The 15,498-nt window shown below is 72.7% G+C and carries 11 protein-coding genes; 10 read left to right on the top strand and 1 reads right to left on the bottom strand.

All coding sequences use genetic code 11. The features are described 5' to 3' along the window. Window positions 1–87: 87 nt before the first annotated feature. The 4 genes from ACZ619_RS20160 to ACZ619_RS20145 all read left to right on the top strand — a co-directional run bounded on the left by ACZ619_RS20160 (window position 88) and on the right by ACZ619_RS20145 (window position 3,848). Window positions 88–1,650: a flavin-containing monooxygenase gene (locus ACZ619_RS20160; protein ID WP_469600467.1), complete on the top strand. Its 1,563-nt coding sequence runs from the start codon at window positions 88–90 to the stop codon at window positions 1,648–1,650. Then, window positions 1,647–2,630: an alpha/beta fold hydrolase gene (locus tag ACZ619_RS20155; RefSeq protein WP_469600464.1), complete on the top strand. Its 984-nt coding sequence runs from the start codon at window positions 1,647–1,649 to the stop codon at window positions 2,628–2,630. Before ACZ619_RS20160 ends, ACZ619_RS20155 begins: the two co-directional genes overlap by 4 nt. Further along, window positions 2,627–3,511, top strand: a complete 885-nt coding sequence (locus tag ACZ619_RS20150; RefSeq protein WP_469600462.1) for an SDR family oxidoreductase — start codon at window positions 2,627–2,629, stop codon at window positions 3,509–3,511. Before ACZ619_RS20155 ends, ACZ619_RS20150 begins: the two co-directional genes overlap by 4 nt. A gap of 88 nt (window positions 3,512–3,599) precedes the next feature. Continuing rightward, window positions 3,600–3,848, top strand: coding sequence for a hypothetical protein (locus tag ACZ619_RS20145; protein ID WP_469600460.1), 249 nt, complete (start codon window positions 3,600–3,602; stop codon window positions 3,846–3,848). Window positions 3,849–4,035: 187 nt separating this feature from the next. On the opposite strand, the gene ACZ619_RS20140 is transcribed toward ACZ619_RS20145, so the two are convergent. Further along, complete coding sequence (locus tag ACZ619_RS20140; protein ID WP_469600458.1) at window positions 4,036–7,479, bottom strand: S41 family peptidase; 3,444 nt, start codon at window positions 7,477–7,479, stop codon at window positions 4,036–4,038. 376 nt (window positions 7,480–7,855) lie between these two features. Between ACZ619_RS20140 and ACZ619_RS20135 the strand changes: the two genes are divergently transcribed. The 6 genes from ACZ619_RS20135 to ACZ619_RS20110 all read left to right on the top strand — a co-directional run bounded on the left by ACZ619_RS20135 (window position 7,856) and on the right by ACZ619_RS20110 (window position 15,498). Beyond that, on the top strand, window positions 7,856–8,458 hold the full coding sequence (locus ACZ619_RS20135; protein WP_469600456.1) for a TetR/AcrR family transcriptional regulator: 603 nt from the start codon (window positions 7,856–7,858) through the stop codon (window positions 8,456–8,458). 130 nt (window positions 8,459–8,588) lie between these two features. Continuing rightward, a complete protein-coding gene (locus ACZ619_RS20130) occupies window positions 8,589–10,874 on the top strand; it encodes an MMPL family transporter (protein ID WP_469600454.1) in 2,286 nt (761 codons plus the stop codon). A 206-nt stretch (window positions 10,875–11,080) separates the two neighbouring features. Beyond that, on the top strand, window positions 11,081–11,602 hold the full coding sequence (locus tag ACZ619_RS20125; protein WP_469600451.1) for a YbaK/EbsC family protein: 522 nt from the start codon (window positions 11,081–11,083) through the stop codon (window positions 11,600–11,602). Further along, the gene (locus ACZ619_RS20120) at window positions 11,599–12,444 is read left to right on the top strand and encodes an EamA family transporter (protein WP_469600450.1); all 846 of its coding nucleotides are present in this window, start codon (window positions 11,599–11,601) and stop codon (window positions 12,442–12,444) included. The genes ACZ619_RS20125 and ACZ619_RS20120 overlap by 4 nt, the downstream gene beginning before the upstream one ends. Window positions 12,445–12,991: 547 nt before the next feature. Further along, window positions 12,992–14,044, top strand: a complete 1,053-nt coding sequence (locus ACZ619_RS20115; RefSeq protein ID WP_469600633.1) for an ABC transporter ATP-binding protein — start codon at window positions 12,992–12,994, stop codon at window positions 14,042–14,044. Beyond that, the gene (locus tag ACZ619_RS20110; RefSeq protein WP_469600447.1) at window positions 14,041–15,498 is read left to right on the top strand and encodes an ABC transporter permease; all 1,458 of its coding nucleotides are present in this window, start codon (window positions 14,041–14,043) and stop codon (window positions 15,496–15,498) included. The genes ACZ619_RS20115 and ACZ619_RS20110 overlap by 4 nt, the downstream gene beginning before the upstream one ends.

Genomic DNA, 15,498 nt, shown 5'->3' with positions numbered 1-15,498 from the left:
CCCTACCCATCGGTACGGGGCTGTTCTACAGTCCCATTGTGCCAGTGTTCACTGGCGTAATCGCGGCAGATGCGTGGAGGCTCCGGGATGGCCCAGCACGAGCATGTACGGGTGGCGGTGATCGGGTCCGGATTCGGCGGACTGGGCGCGGCCGTGCGGTTGCGCCAGGAAGGGATCACCGACTTCGTCGTCCTGGAACGGGCCGGCAGCGTCGGCGGCACCTGGCGGGACAACAGCTATCCGGGGTGCGCCTGCGACGTACCGTCCCACCTGTACTCCTTCTCCTTCGCGCCCAACCCCGACTGGCCGCGCACCTTCTCCGGGCAGGAGCACATCCGCGCCTACCTGGAGCACGTCGCCGACATGTTCGGGCTCCGGCCCCACCTCCGCTTCGACGCCGAGGTGAAGCGGATGACGTGGGACACGCAGAAGCTGCGCTGGGACATCGAGACGGCCGCCGGTTCGCTCTCCGCGGACGTCGTCGTCTCCGCCACCGGACCGCTGTCCGACCCGAAGACCCCCGAGATCCCGGGGCTGGACTCGTTCCCGGGCAAGGTCTTCCACTCGGCCCGCTGGGACCACGACTACGACCTGCGAGGCAAGCGCGTCGCCATGGTCGGCACCGGCGCCTCCGCGATCCAGATCGTGCCCGCCATCCAGCCCGAGGTCGCGCGGCTCACCCTCTTCCAGCGCACCCCGCCGTGGGTGATGCCCCGCGCGGACCGCGCGATCAGCGCCGTCGAGCGCCGGCTGCACCGGGCGCTGCCCTTCACCACCCGGGCCCGGCGCGGACTGCTCTGGGGCATCCGCGAGCTCCAGGTCCAGGCGTTCACCAAGCACCCCGACGAACTCGGCCTGGTCGAACAGCTCGCCAAGCGCAACATGGCCCGGGCCGTGAAGGACCCGGCCCTGCGCGCCAAGCTCACCCCCGACTACCGCATCGGCTGCAAGCGGATCCTGCTGTCCAACGCCTACTACCCGGCGCTCGTGCGGGAGAACGTGGACGTGGTGGCGAGCGGACTGAGCGAGGTGCGCGGGTCGACGGTGGTCGCCGCCGACGGCAGCACCGCCGAGGTCGACGCGATCGTCTTCGGCACCGGCTTCCACGTCACCGACATGCCCATCGCCGAACGTGTCGTCGGCGCCGACGGGCACACCCTCGCCGAGGCATGGAAGGACGGCATGGCGGCGCTGCGCGGCACGGCCGCCACCGGGTTCCCCAACTGGATGGCGATCATCGGGCCCAACACCGGCCTCGGGAACTCCTCCATGATCCTCATGATCGAGTCCCAGCTGAACTACCTGGCCGACTACCTGCGCCAGCTCGACGTCCTCGGGGGGCGCGCGGCCCTCGACGCACGCCCCGGCGCCGTGGCCGCCTGGAACCACAAGGTCCAGGAGCGCATGAAGCGCACCGTCTGGAACACCGGCGGCTGCAACAGCTGGTACCTCGACGCCAACGGCCGCAACACCACCGTCTGGCCGGGCACGACCGCGGAGTTCCGGCGCGCGACCCGGCGGGTGGACCTCGCGGAGTACGAGGTGATCCGCCCGTCGGCGACCGGTGACGGCGACGGCAGCGACGGCGTGGACGGCGCCCGCTCCGGCGCCGAGTCCGACGCCAGGCCCGGCGCGGAGGTGGGCGCGTGAGCCGGCTCACCCACGTGACCTCCGGGCCGTACGCCCCGCCCGCGCCCGCGCACGAACTGACCGTCGTTTCCGCGGACGGCGCGCGCCTGCACGTCGAGGTGCACGGTCCCGAGAACGCGCCGACCGTTGTCCTCGCCCACGGCTGGACCTGCTCGACCGCCTTCTGGGCGGCGCAGATACGGGAGCTGGCCGTCGACCACCGGGTCATCGCCTACGACCAGAGGGGGCACGGACGCAGTCCCGCGAGCCCCGCGTGCACCACCCGCGCGCTGGCGGACGATCTCGAAGCGGTGCTCACGCAGACGCTCGCGCGCGGGGAGCGTGCCGTGATCGTCGGCCACTCCATGGGCGGCATGACCGTCATGGCGGCCTCCGCGCGCCCGCGCTTCCGCGAACACGCCGCCGCGGTCCTGCTGTGCAGCACCGGCAGTTCGCGCCTGGTCGCGGAGGCGCGCGTCATACCAGTGCGCGCCGGGGTCGCGCGCACCTGGCTCACTACCCAGGTCCTCGCATCGCGCGCCCCGCTCGGACCGGTCACGCCCCTCGCGCGGCGCATCCTCAAGTACGCCACGATGGGCGCCGGTTCGGCACCCCAGATGGTGGAGGCGTGCGCACGGATCGTGCACGCCTGCCCGCGCGCCGTGCGCCACGCCTGGGCACGCGTCCTCGCGGAACTCGACCTCGACGACGGCGTGCGGGAGTTGAACGTGCCCACGGCGGTCGTCGCCGGCACGGACGACCGGCTCACGCCCCCTGTGCACGCCCGTGCGCTGGCCGCCGCGCTGCCGCACTCGCTCGGACTCACCGAACTGCCGGGCATGGGCCACATGACGCCCGTCGAGGCACCGGAGCTGGTCAACACGAGGATCCGGGAACTCGTCACCGCGTATGTGACGGACATCCCCGGCGGCACCGGCGGCACCGGCAGCGGCGACGACACCGGCGCCGAGGCGCCCGAGCGGATCAAGGAGGGCTCATGAGCAGGGTCGGTCTGGAAGGACAGGTCGCGGTCGTCACCGGAGCGGCGCGCGGCGTCGGCGAGTTGCTCGCCCGCAAGCTCTCCGCGCGCGGGGCGAGGATCGCGCTGGTCGGGCTGGAGGAGGAGGCGCTCAAGGAGGTCTCGGGGCGGCTGCACACCGACAGCGCGTACTGGCACGCCGACGTCACCGATCACGAGGCGATGAGCCGGGTGGCGCGGGAGGTCAAGGAGCGGTTCGGGAAGGCCGACATCGTGGTGGCCAACGCCGGGGTGGCCAACGGCGGTCCGTTCGCCGACTCCGACCCGGTCGCCTGGCGGCGGGTGATCGAGGTCAACCTGGTCGGCTCGGCGGTGACGGCGCGCGCGTTCCTGCCGGTGCTCACGGAGAGCCGCGGCTACCTGCTGCAGGTCGCCTCGCTGGCCGCGATCACACCGGCGCCGATGATGACGGCGTACTGCGCGTCCAAGGCGGGCGTGGAGGCGTACGCGCACTGCCTGCGCGCCGAGGTCGGCCACCAGGGCGTGCGCGTCGGGGTCGCGTACCTGTCCTGGACGGACACCGACATGGTGCGCGGCGCCGACCAGGACGACGTGATGCGGGAGTTGCGGCAGCGGCTGCCGTGGCCGGCGAACAAGACGTATCCGCTGGGCCCGGCCGTGGACCGGATCGTGGCCGGGATCGAGCGGCGCTCCGCGCACGTGTACGGACAGTGGTGGCTGCGCGGGATGCAGGGCGTGCGCGGGTATCTGCCGGCGCTCATCGGCACGGTCGGGCAGCGCGAGGTGAAGCGGTTCGCGCCCCGCTTGCAGGGCATGCGCACGGGGCTCGTGGGCGCGGGCGGGGCGGCCGACGAGGAGGCGCGCGCTACGCACCGTGACTGATCGACATGCGCGCCGTCACACCCCGTGTGAGCCTGGTCGAGGCCCCACCGAGGGCCGATCCCCTCACCCTCTACGGGAGTGAACCCACATGGGTATGAAGGACAAGGCCGGCAAGATGCAGGGACAGGCCAAGCAGAAGATGCACGAGGGCCAGCAGCAGGCGCAGCAGCGCGGCCAGCAGGCCCAGGAGCGCGGCCGGCAGACCCAGCAGCAGGCCCAGCAGCGTGGCCAGCAGGCGCAGGAGCACGGTCAGCAGACGCGTGACCGCGCGCGGCAGGGCATGGACGACGCGGAGCAGGAGATGCAGGACCGGCTGGACCGGGACTACGACGCGTAGCCGCTGCGCTCGGCTTCGGCCGGCATGGTGTGGGGCGCCCTTCTTCGTGAAGGGCGCCCCGTGCTGCTTTTTTGGGGGCTCGCGCAGTTCCTCGCGCCCCCTGCGGGACTCCCCCTGCGGGACTCCCCCTGCGGGACTCCCCCTGCGGGGCACCCCCTGCGGGGCACCCCCTGTGGGGCGCCCTCGTTCAGGGGGTGGTGGGGCGCGGGGGGAGCTTGGGGCGGGATCTGTCGGGGGCCTCGCTGTAGTCAGGGGGGAGGGCGGCGGGGTGGTCGGTGAGCAGGTCCAGGGCCAGCTGGATGGCGTCGTCCATCTCGACGTGGCGGCCCTCCGCCCAGTCCAGCGGGGTGCGCAGGACCTCCAGGTCGGGGGCGACACCGTGGTTCTCGACGGACCAGCCGTAGTCCTCGAACCAGGCCGCGTTCATCGGCACCGTGATCACCGTGCCGTCGCCGAGCCGGTGCCGTCCCGTCATGCCGACCACCCCGCCCCAGGTGCGCTGCCCGACCACCGGGCCGAGCCGGAGCAGCTTGATGGCGGCCGTGATCATGTCGCCGTCCGAGGAGGTGGCCTCGTCGGCGAGCGCGACGACCGGGCCGCGCGGGGCGTTGGAGGCGTACGACACGGGCTGGGCGTTCCTCGTCAGGTCCCAGCCGAGGATGGTCCGGGTGAGTTTCTCGACGACGAGTTCGCTGATGTGCCCGCCCGCGTTGCCGCGCACGTCCACGATGAGCGCCGGGCGGGAGACCTCCATGCGCAGATCGCGGTTGAACTGGGCCCAGCCCGAGCCGCCCATGTCGGGGATGTGCAGGTAGCCGCACTTGCCGCCGCTCAGCTCCCGCACCACCTCGCGGCGCTTGGCCACCCAGTCCTGGTAGCGCAGCGGCCGCTCGTCGATCAGGGTCAGCACGGCCACCCGGCGCGGCGGCCCCGACTCGCCCTCGCCGGGCGTGAACGTCAGCTCCACCGTCGTACCGCCCGCCCCCGCGAGCAGTGGATACGGGCCGGTCACCGGATCCACCGGCCTGCCGTCCACGTGGGTGAGGACGGCGCCCTCCCGGATGCCCGTGCCCGCGAGCGGGGAGCGCGCCCTGGAGTCGGAGGAGTCGCCGGGCAGGATCCGCTTGACCGTCCAGCCGCCGTTCCGGTGTACGAAGTTGGCGCCGAGCAGGCCCTGGAGGCGCTGGTAGTGGGGCGGGCCCTCGTTGCGGCGGGCCGGGGTGACGTAGGCGTGGGAGGTGCCGAGTTCGCCGAGGACCTCGCGCAGCAGGTCGGCGAACTCGTCCGGGGAGGCGACCCGCTCCACCAGCGGGCGGTACTGGGCGAGCACGCCGTCCCAGTCGATCCCGCACATCCCGGGGTCCCAGAAGTAGTCGCGGATGAGGCGGCCGGCCTCGGCGTACGCCTGGCGCCACTCGGCGGGCGGGTCGACCCGGTGCAGGATGCGCCGCAGGTCGATCCAGACGGTGGTGTCCCCGTCGCCGGACTCGGTCGAGGGGACGGCCCGCAGGTCGCCCTCGTCGACCACGACCAGCCGGCTGCCGTCGCCGCTGACCGTGAACCAGTCCAGGTGGTCGACGAGTTCCGCCTTCTTCGCCTTGGTGATGTGGAAGTACTCGAGGGTCGGGCGGCCACTGGTGTCGGCGGGGTTGGCGAAGGTCTCGCCGAGCGCGCCCGAGATCGGCCAGCGCAGCCAGACCAGGCCGCCGCCCGCGACCGGGCACATCGCCGAATACTTGGAGGCGGCCACCGGGAACGGGGTGACCCGGCTCTCCAGGCCCTCCACCTCGACCGTCACCGCGCTGCCGTCGCCAGGCTCCTCGTCCTCGACGGGGTCCAGTCCGCCGGCGGCCGGCCGTCCGTCCGGGTTGAGGGCGAAGGGGGAGGGGGTGGCCGAGGAGAGCGGCACCAGGTACGGACGGCAGCCCAGCGGGAAGGACAGGTCGCCGGTGTGCACGTCGTACACCGGGTCGAAACCGCGCCAGGACAGGAAGGCGAGATAGCGGCCGTCGCGGGTGAAGACCGGGTTCTCGTCCTCGAAGCGGCCGTTGGTGACGTCGATGACGAACCGGTCGCTGATCCGGGCCATCTTGATCTGCCGCAGCGAACGCCCGATCCCCGGATGCGACCAGGTCAGCCAGGAGCCGTCCGGTGAGAAGGCCAGATCGCGGACCGGCCCGTTGATCGAACGGATCAGTTCCGTGACCGGGCCGTCGGAGTCCCCACCACCCGCGGCGCCGACCGTTCCCTCCGAGCCTTCACCACCTGCGGCGCCGGCCGTTCCCTCCGAGCCTTCACCACCCGCGGCGCCGGTAGTTGCCTCCGGGCCTTCACCATCTGCGGCGCCGGTCGTGGCCTTCACGTCGTCGGCAGCAGTCCCCGCCGCGTCCTCGACGCCTCCCACACCTGCGGCCCCGGAGTCGTCCGACACGTCGATGAGCAGCAGGCGTCCGTCGTGGGCCGCCACCGCGAGCCGCTCGCCCTGCGGGTCGCAGACCAGTTCCAGCACCCGGCCCAGTTCCCCGGAGGCCAGCCGGCGCGGCGGGCGGTCGCCGCTCGCCCGGGGCAGGTGGGCGATTTCCACCGCGTCCTCGCCGCCGGCGTCCGTGACGTACGCGATCTGCCCGGTCGAGCCGAGCATCTCCGGGAGCCGGACCCGTTCGCCGGGTGTGTCGGCGATGGTGCGGGCCGGGCCGTCGCGGTGGGTGAGCCAGTGCAGGCTGCCGCGTACGACGATCGCGCTGGCCCGTCCCGTCTCGTCGACGGAGACACCGTCGACGTGCTGGGCGGCCGGGACCTGGTAGGGGCGGCGCCCGGCGCGCGGCCCGGACAGCCGTACGTCCAGCCGCCGCGGCATCGCGTCCGGGCCGAGGTCGTCCACGAGCCACAGGTCGCCCGCGCACTGGTACACCACGCGCGTGCCGTCACTGGCGGCGTGCCGGGCGTAGAAGGCGTCGTGGTCGGTGTGCCGGCGCAGGTCGGAGCCGTCGTGGGCACAGGAGTAGAGATTGCCGACGCCCTCGTGGTCGGAGAGGAAGGCGATCCGGCCGCCGACGAACATGGGGGAGTGCAGATGGCCGTCGATGCCGGCGAGCAGCCGCTGTCCGTGCAGCCACAGCCGGCCCATGGCGCCGCCCCGGTAGCGCTTCCAGCCGGCCGGTTCGTGCGGCGGGGTGCCCGTGAGCAGCAGCGTCCTGCGTTCGCCGGCGATGTCGGCGACCTGGATGTCGGAGACCGGCCCCCAGGGCAGCTTGCGGCCCGGGTCGCCGTCGGGGGAGACCTTGTAGGCCCACGTGAAGTAGGAGAACGGCTGCCCGTGCGAGGCGACCGCCAGGATGTCGCCCTCCGGGGTCCAGCCGCAGACCTGGGTGTCCGCGCTGCCCCAGTACGTCAGCTGCTCACCGGGTCCGCCGTCGACGTCGACCAGGTGGATCTCGGGCATCAGGCTGCGCCAGCTCGTGCAGGCGATCCGGCGGCCGTCCGGCGAGAAACGGGGATGGCCGACCTTGGCGCGGTCGACGGTGAGCCGCCAGGCGCGGCCCGGGGCGTCGAGGGAGGTCAGCCAGAGGTCGTCCTCGGCCACGAAGCACAACAGGTCGCCGTTGAGATGCGGCAGGCGCAGATAGCTCACCTCCCCATGTTTTTCCGCGCCATGGGGCCCAGCAACTCGTGGGAACCCCTGATTTCCCGGCACGGGCGGGATCAGGGGCGTGCGAAGAGGCGCGAGGGCGCGCATGAGGCCGCGCACGGCGCGTGGAACAGCGCGCGGGAGGCGGCGCGCGCAGAGCAGCGCGAACAAGAGAGCGCGCGCAGGGGTGCGCGCAGGACGGCGCGTACTGAAATGCGTGCGCGGAGAGGTGTGCGCGGAGAGGTGTGCGCGGAGAGGTGTGCGCGGGGAGGCGTGCGTGAGACAGCACACGTACGAAACGGTTTCGTTTCTCTTGCTCTCAGGGTATGTTCATGGAGTACGCACCAAGGTGCCGACGGAGCGGTGAAGGGTGAGAGGTATGACTGAGGTCGCAACGGCGCGTCGCAGTCGGATCACGCCCGAGCGTGAGGCCGAGCTGTACGAGGCCGTGCTCGAACTGCTCCGCGAGGTCGGCTACGACGCCCTCACCATGGACGCCGTCGCCGCCCGCACCAAGTCCAGCAAGGCCACCCTCTACCGCCAGTGGGGCGGCAAGGCCGAACTGGTCGCCAAGGCGGTGCGCTACGCCAAGCCGGGCGGCAAGCTCGGCGAGATCGACACCGGGTCGCTCCAGGGCGACCTGCGGGCCAGCACCCTGCGCTCGGACGACTGCGAGATGGAGCAGAACTCCGCGCTGATGCGTGCGCTGGCCATGACGATCCACGCCAACCCGGAGCTGCTCAAAGCGTTCAAGGAACATCTCGTCGAGCCCGAGATGGCGGGCTTCCACAGGATGGTCCAGCGGGCGATCGACCGGGGTGAGGTCCGCGCGGACAACCCCGCGATCGACTTCATGATGCACATGATGCTCGGCGCGTTCGTCGCCCGCACGCTCCTGGACGAGCAGCCCCCGACGCAGGACTTCCTGCTGTCGTACATCGACGCCGTGGTGCTCCCCGCCCTCGGCGTGGCCACCAGCTGACCCCGACCCCTCCCCGCAAACAGCCCACCTGACGCCTCCGCTCATGTCGTCGGGCCGATCACCCCTGCCACCCACCGGGTTGATCACCCCTGCCCTGAACACCCCACGACCTGACCAGGAGTACGCCCTCGTGGCCACGTTTCTCTACAAGCTGGGCCGGCTCGCCTTTCGGCGACGGCACTTCGTCGCCCTCATATGGGTGGCGCTGCTGACGCTGGCGGGCGTCGGCGCGGCCAGCGCCCCCGCCGCGGGCTCCACGTCCTTCTCGATCCCCGGCACGGAGGCCCAGAAGGCCTTCGACCTGCTGGAACAGCGCTTCCCCGGCTCCAGCGCCGACGGTGCGACCGCGCGGGTCGTCTTCAAGGCCCCGGCCGGCGAGAAGATCACCGACGCCCTGAACAAGGCGACCGTCGAGAAGACGGTCAAGCAGCTGGCCGACGGCTCCGAGGTCACCTCCGTCGCCGACCCCTTCCAGTCGAACGCCGTCAGCAAGAACGGCACGATCGCCTACGCGTCGGTGCGCTACGACGTCTCCGGCATGGAACTGAAGGACTCCTCCCGCGACGCGCTGGAGGCGGCCGGACACCAGGCCCAGAAGGCCGGGCTGACCGTCGAGATCGGCGGCGACGCGTTGCAGTCCGGGGCCGAACCCGGTGCGGCCGGCGAAGCCGTCGGCCTCGCCATCGCCGCCGTCGTCCTCGTCGTCACCCTCGGTTCGCTGGTCGCGGCCGGACTGCCGCTGCTGACGGCGATCATCGGCGTCGGTATCGGCGTCTGCACCATCACCGTCCTCGCCAAGGCGCTCGACCTCGGCGACACCACCTCCACGCTGGCCCTGATGATCGGCCTCGCGGTCGGTATCGACTACGCGCTGTTCATCGTCTCCCGGTACCGCGGCGAACTGGCCGAGGGACGGGACCGGGAGGAGGCGGTCGGCCGCGCCGCAGGCACCGCCGGTTCGGCGGTCGTCTTCGCCGGTCTCACGGTCGTGATCGCGCTGGCCGGCCTCTCGGTCGTCGGCGTCCCCATGCTCACCAAGATGGGCCTCGCCGCGGCCGGCACGGTCGTGGTCTCCGTCCTCATCGCGCTGACCATGATCCCGGCCCTGCTCGGCTACGCCGGCAAGCGGGTCAGGGCGGCCGGCGAGAAGCGCCGCGGCGGCGACACCGCCGTGCGGCGCGGTCACGACGGCAGCGACGACGGCGACGACAAGGGCGACGGCGATGCTGCCGCGCGGTCGCGGCAGGGGAAGCCCGGTCTCGGCGAACGCTGGGCGAGCTTCGTCGTCCGCCGCCCGGCCGCCGTACTGCTGCTCGGCGTGGTCGGACTCGGCGCGGTCGCGCTCCCCGCCTCCCGGCTGGAGCTCGGCCTGCCCGACGACGGCTCCCAGCCCACGTCCACCACCCAGCGCCGCGCCTACGACCTCCTCTCGGAGGGCTTCGGCCCCGGCTTCAACGGCCCCCTGATGATCGTCGTCGACGCCAAGGACAGCGACGACCCCAAGGCGGCGGCCACCACCGTCACCGACGACATCAAGGGCCTCAAGGACGTCGCCACCGTCACCCCCGCGGTGTTCAACGAGGCCGGCGACACCGCGACGATCACCGTGATCCCGTCGTCCAAGCCCTCCTCCGTCCAGACCGAGGACCTCGTCCACGTCATCCGCGACAACGGCGCCGACGTCAAGGCCGACACCGGCGCGAAGGTGCTGGTCACCGGCACCACCGCGATGAACGTCGACTTCTCGCAGAAGCTCAACGACGCGCTGGTCCCCTACCTGGCGCTGGTGGTCGGCCTCGCCTTCCTCCTCCTGATCGCCGTCTTCCGCTCCGTCCTCGTGCCGCTCAAGGCCGCCCTCGGGTTCCTGCTCAGCGTGCTCGCCGCGCTCGGCGCCGTCGTCGCGGTCTTCCAGTGGGGCTGGCTCGGCAGCCTGCTCGGCGTCGAGCAGACCGGCCCGATCATGTCGATGATGCCGATCTTCATGGTGGGCGTGGTCTTCGGTCTCGCCATGGACTACGAGGTGTTCCTCGTGACCCGGATGCGGGAGGCCTACGTCCACGGCGAGACGCCCGGCCAGGCCGTGGTGACCGGCTTCCGGCACAGCGCGCGGGTCGTGGCCGCCGCCGCGGTCATCATGATGTCCGTCTTCGGAGGCTTCATCACCTCCAGCGAATCCATGATCAAGATGATCGGCTTCGGCCTCGCGATCGCCGTCTTCTTCGACGCGTTCGTCGTCCGCATGGCGATCGTCCCGGCGGTGCTCGCCCTCCTCGGCAAGCGCGCCTGGTGGCTGCCGAAGTGGCTGGACCGGGCCCTGCCCAACGTCGACGTCGAGGGCGAGGGACTGCGCACGCTGTCCGACGCCGGTGACGACGCCGGCAAGGGCGACGAGGACCGGGAGCTGGTCCGCGCCTGACGCACGGCGCACGACAGACCGCCGGTGAGGGTCCGTGGGGACGGGCGCCCTCACCGGCTTCTGCGTGTCAGGGGCGTGAGCTGTTCCTCTGCCGGGCCGTGCGGCGTGCCTCCGTCGGGTCGTGCGGCCGTGCGGTGTTCCGCCACCCGGGCGTGCTCGCGTTATCCGCTCGCAGGCGCCGCGCCCCCTTGGCTAGCGTGCTCCGTATGACGACGACAGCCGCCACCGACGCCGATGCCGGGGGCTCCGGAGCCCATCCCCGTTTCGCGGCCGCACTGGAGGAACTGGGGCTCGGGGGACTGATCTCCGAGGTCCGCCGGTTCCCGGACGCGACCCGTACCGCCGCCGAGGCCGCCGCCGCGGTCGGGTGCGAGCTGAGCGAGATCTGCAAGTCGCTGATCTTCGCGGCCGACGGGGTACCGGTCCTGGTGCTGATGGACGGCGCCTCCCGGGTCGACGTGGAACTGGTCCGCAAGGAACTCGGCGCCGAGAAGGTGACGAGGGCCAAGGCGGACGTCGTACGCGAGACGACGGGGTACGCCATCGGGGGCGTGCCGCCGTTCGGGCACCGTACGCGGACCCGGGTGCTCGCCGACCGGGCGCTGCTGCGGCACGACGTGGTGTGGGCCGCCGCCGGCGATCCGCACGCCGTCTTCCCGATCACCCCCGCCGCGCTGGTGGAGCACGCCGGCGCGACGGTCGTGGACGTGCGCGAGCCCTCCGCGTGACTCCGCTGGTCACGGCCGCCGTGCTGGTGGCCGCGGTCACCCACGCCGGCTGGAACGCGATCGCCCACCGGATCAGCGACAAACTCGTCGGCTCGTCGCTGATCGCCGCCGGGGGCGTGCTGATCGGCCTGCTGCTGATGCCGTTCGCGGCGGTCCCGGCGGCCGGGGCGTGGCCGTACCTGATCACGTCCGCGGTCGTCCACGTCGCCTACTTCGCGCTGCTGATGCTCTCCTTCCGGCTCGGTGACTTCGGGCAGGCGTACCCGATCGCACGCGGTACCGCGCCGCTCCTGGTCACGCTCTTCGCCGCGCTGTTCGCGCACGAGGTGCCGGGCGCCTCGGCGGCCGCCGGGATCGCCGTGTCCTGTGCCGGGCTCACCGGGGTCGCGCTCTGGGGGCTGCGCGGGCGGCGGCCCGACTGGGCGGCGGTCGGGGCCGCGCTGGCCACCGGGCTGACCATCGCCGCGTACACCGTCATCGACGGTCTCGGGGTACGGGCCTCGGGATCCTCCGTGGGCTACATCGCCTGGCTGATGGCGCTCCAGGGGCTCGTGATCCCGGCGTACGCCGTCCACCGCAGGCGCGCCGAACTGCTCACCGCGGCACGCCCCTTCGCCGCCCTCGGGCTGTTCGGCGCCCTGCTCTCCGTCTTCGCCTACGGCCTGGTCCTGTGGGCACAGACACGTGCCGAACTCGCGCCGATCGCCGCCCTGCGCGAGTCGTCGATCATCGTGGGCGCCGCGATCGGCGCGGTGTTCTTCAAGGAGCGGTTCGGGGCACCCAGGATCGCCGCGGCGGGCCTCGTGGTCGTCGGGATCGGGTTGATGCTGCACGCCGGGTAGCGCCGGGTAGCGCCGGGGGCGCGGTGGTGCCGGAGGCGCGCGTCGAGGGGCGAAGGCCGGCGGGGAGGAGCGTTCGCGCGGCGGAATGCACGGTGGAGTGCGCGGCGTGCACCACGGCGCGTGAGGCGCGTAACCGCGCGGCGTGTGCGGGGGAGTGTGCGGCACGTGTGGCGTGCGTGGTGTGTCGTGGGCGCGCGCGGATCGCCGTGCGCCTGCGTCGAGCGCCACGCGCTGTTGCGGATCGCCGCACGCCTCTACCGAGTGCCCTTATCGAGTGCCGCGCGCCCCTATTGAGGGTTGCACGCCCCTACCGGGCGCCGCACGCCCGCGTGACGGTTGTGTGCGGCCCGCGCTCGACCGGGTGGGTGCTGCCCGGTTCCGGCGATCGGTGTGCTGGCCGGTTCTGGCGTGAAGTCGTCTGTCCCCGAGTGGACTTGCCGTTGCCTTGACGAACCGTTCGGCGGGCGTTCAGGCAATCGTCTGTGACTGGGTTGTGTGTCGTCCATAAGGTCCCTGCGGATTGCGGAAGAAGGGACTCATGGGACTCATGGACACACCCCGCGCAGTCCGGGCCCGAGGGATCACCAAGTGTTTCGGCGAGGTCGTCGCACTCGACGGCGTCGACCTGGACGTGACACGAGGTCAGATCCACGGCCTGGTCGGACCCAACGGCGCCGGGAAGACGACCCTGCTCGGCCTGTTGCTGGGGCTGGCCGTCGCCGACGGCGGCCGGCTGGAGATCCTGGGCACGCCGGTCGAGCGGGCGCTCGCCGGACCCGACGGCGTCGCCGGATTCGTGGACGCGCCCGGTCTCTACCCCTCGCTCACCGCCCGCCGGAATCTCGCCGCGCTCGCCGCACTCCGCGGCCTGGACGCGCGCACGGCGGGAATCGACGACGTGCTGGCCCAGGTCGGGCTCACCGACGTCGCCGACGACAGGACCCGCGGCTTCTCCCTCGGCATGCGACAGCGGCTCGGGCTGGCCGCCGCGCTGCTCACCAGGCCCCGGCTGCTCGTGCTGGACGAACCCGCCAACGGCCTCGACCCGGCCGGCAAGCGGCATGTGCACCGTGTGCTCAACCGGCTCGCCGCGGACGGGACGAGCGTCGTGCTCTCCAGCCACCGTATGGACGACCTGGAGGCGCTGTGCTCCGAGGTCACCATCCTCGCCACCGGACGTGTCGTGTTCTCCGGTCCGCTGACCGAGCTGGCCGCCGGGAACCGTGAACTCGACTACCGGCTGCGCACCTCCGACCCGTCGGCCGCGCGTCGGCGGGCGGCCGGCACCACGGGCATCCGGATCGTGGACGGCACCGGGGCACGGCAGGACGCCGAGGCGCTCGTCGTACGCGCTCTCGTCCCCGCCCTCGACGAACTGGTCGCAGGACTCGTCCGATCGGGCGTCGCGGTGCGTGAACTCGCCCCGGTGGTCTCGCCCCTGGAGGCCGCGTTCCTCGCCCTCACGGACCAGCAGGACGCCCCGGCAGCGACAGCGGCAGCCCCGGCGACGGCGACGACGGCGGTCACGGGCCCCCGGCACCAGGCCGCCCGCCCCACGAGCGGGACCACCCGCCCCGACCGGCAGGAGACCGCCCGATGACCGGGACCGAGACCGGGACCGAGACCGGGACTGCGACTGTGCCCGCGACCGCGACTGTGCCCGCGACCGCGACCGCGACCGTGGCCGCGACCGTCGCCGTCGCCGACGCCGACGAGGGCCGGGGTGTCCGGGGCGGGCGGGTTCCGGTGCTGCGGGGGTACCGGTTCGAGCTGGTGAAGCTGGTCTCGCAGTGGCGGATCCGGCTGCTCCTGTCGGCCTGCTGGACCGTGCCCGGGCTCTTCGTCGCCGGAGTGGGACAGCAGAGCACGCTGCCCTCCGACACGCTGTTCGGGCGGTGGATGCTCGCCACGGGGTGGGCCGGGCCGCTGGTGATGCTGGGGTTCGCGGGCACCTGGGCGCTGCCGCTGCTGACCTCGGTGGTCGCAGGTGACGTCTTCGCGTCCGAGGACCGGCTCGGCACCTGGCGCCATCTGCTGGTGGCGGTCCGCTCACCGCGCCAGATCTTCGCGGCGAAGGCGCTGGCCGGCCTGACCGTCGTCCTGCTGCTGGTAGCGGGACTGGCCGGTTCCAGCACGGCCGGCGGTCTCCTCGCGGCCGGCGACCGGCCGCTGGTCGGTCTCGACGGGCACCTGCTGTCGCCGGGCGACGCCGGCCTCCGCGTCCTGCTCGCCTGGACGGCCGCCCTCGCCCCGACCCTCGCCCTCGCCGCGATCGGCCTGCTCGGCTCGGTCGCGCTGGGCCGGTCCCCGGCGGGACTGCTGCTGCCCCCGGTCGTCGCGCTCGCGATGCAGGTCGCCCAGATGCTGCCGCTGCCCGTCGCGGTGCGCCTCGCGCTGCCCGGCTACGCCTTCATCTCCTGGAACGGTCTGTTCACCGCTCCCGCCCAGCTCGCCCCGCTGCTCATCGGCGTCGCGGTCGGCCTGGCGTGGGCCGTGCTCGCCACCGCACTGGCCTACGCGCTGTTCGTACGGCGGGACTTCACCAACCCCGCCCAGGACGGTTCCGGCCGCCGCGCGCTCTGCACGGGCCTGCTGCCGCCGGCCGGGCTGACCGCGCTCACCGTCGCCGCGGTCGCCGTGGCGGCCCCCTCGGCCGGTTCGGGGATCGGACAGGACAAGGTCCAGCGGTCCCTGGCCACGGCCTTCGGCCACCTCTACCGCCTGCAGACCCGGCAGCTGCACCGCCCCGCCGTCACCGAGGCGCGGCTGCGGACCACGGCGGCCTGCACCAAGAGCGACGGCCGGGCCGCCCAGGAGGGGCCGGGCAACGACTGGCGCTGCGTCGTGTCCTGGCACCTCCCGGGCGTCGCCGTCACGGGGACGGCCGTGTACCAGCTCGACATCGGCCCGGACGGGCGGTTCGTGGCCGACGGCGACGGTCCGAAGGAAGTCAACGGCTACTTCCTGGTACGCACCCCGGCCGGGGACACCCCGAACCCGCTCTGGCAGTTCGACGGCGACGTCGACCTGCTCGACACCACCTCGAAGGGATAG

Source organism: Streptomyces sp. NPDC104367 (assembly GCF_055583825.1).
This window is presented reverse-complemented; position numbering and strand designations above follow the sequence as displayed.

What these genes read in the sequence shown, in the direction of transcription:
- ACZ619_RS20110 (WP_469600447.1), top strand. Translation starts at nt 14,041, where the DNA reads ATGACCGGGACCGAGACCGGGACCGAGACCGGGACTGCGACTGTGCCC.
- ACZ619_RS20125 (WP_469600451.1), top strand. Translation starts at nt 11,081, where the DNA reads ATGACGACGACAGCCGCCACCGACGCCGATGCCGGGGGCTCCGGAGCC.
- ACZ619_RS20160 (WP_469600467.1), top strand. Translation starts at nt 88, where the DNA reads ATGGCCCAGCACGAGCATGTACGGGTGGCGGTGATCGGGTCCGGATTC.
- ACZ619_RS20145 (WP_469600460.1), top strand. Translation starts at nt 3,600, where the DNA reads ATGGGTATGAAGGACAAGGCCGGCAAGATGCAGGGACAGGCCAAGCAG.
- ACZ619_RS20135 (WP_469600456.1), top strand. Translation starts at nt 7,856, where the DNA reads ATGACTGAGGTCGCAACGGCGCGTCGCAGTCGGATCACGCCCGAGCGT.
- ACZ619_RS20115 (WP_469600633.1), top strand. Translation starts at nt 12,992, where the DNA reads ATGGACACACCCCGCGCAGTCCGGGCCCGAGGGATCACCAAGTGTTTC.
- ACZ619_RS20150 (WP_469600462.1), top strand. Translation starts at nt 2,627, where the DNA reads ATGAGCAGGGTCGGTCTGGAAGGACAGGTCGCGGTCGTCACCGGAGCG.